Raw genomic sequence first — 671 nt, forward strand, 5'->3', positions numbered from 1 at the left:
TGCGCCTGGCGGGCTCTGCCGCCCTGTTTCGGGATATCGAAGTCGACAGCGCATCGCCGGTTCCTGATCTGGTCCAGGGCGGGCGTGTGGGGCAGGCTGCACGAGGAGATCCTGCACCGTCTCGACGACGCCGGCCTGCTCGACCTATCCCGCGCGGTCCTCGACTCCGCCCACGTCAGGGCGAAAAAAGGGGCGAACTCACCGGTCCGAGCCCCGTGGACCGGGGCAAGGCGGGTTCCAAGATGCACGTCCTGTCGGACGCGAACGGACTGCCCCTCCTCGTCGGCCTCTCGGCCGCCAACACCCACGACAGCCAGGCCCTGAAGCCCATGATCACGGGTCTCCAAACGAGACACGACCCCCACCGCGGCCGTCATTTCAAGCCCCAGCGCCTGCACGCCGACAAGGCCTACGACATACCTGAACTGCGGAAATGGCTCCGCGGCAAACGCATCGGCGTCCGCATCGCCCGCAAAGGCGTCGAATCGTCAGAACGGCTCGGACGCCGCAGGTGGGTGATCGAGCGGACCATGTCCTGGCTGACCGGCTACCGCCGGCTCAACCACCGCTACGAACGACACCCCCGCAACTACCTGGCCTTCCTCGGCCTCGCCGCAGCCATCTGCTGCTACAAGCGACTGGTCCGCCTCACCACATAGGACACGGTCTTA

General features: G+C 66.8%; 1 pseudogene. It reads left to right on the forward strand.

Annotated elements, in window-relative coordinates:
• Positions 1 to 659: pseudogene (locus IE136_RS35215) on the forward strand (IS5 family transposase); the annotation flags it as partial.
• Positions 660 to 671: the final 12 nt, after the last annotated feature.

The sequence above is a fragment of the Streptomyces lateritius genome, from assembly GCF_014649715.1.
Lineage (GTDB): Bacteria > Actinomycetota > Actinomycetes > Streptomycetales > Streptomycetaceae > Streptomyces > Streptomyces lateritius.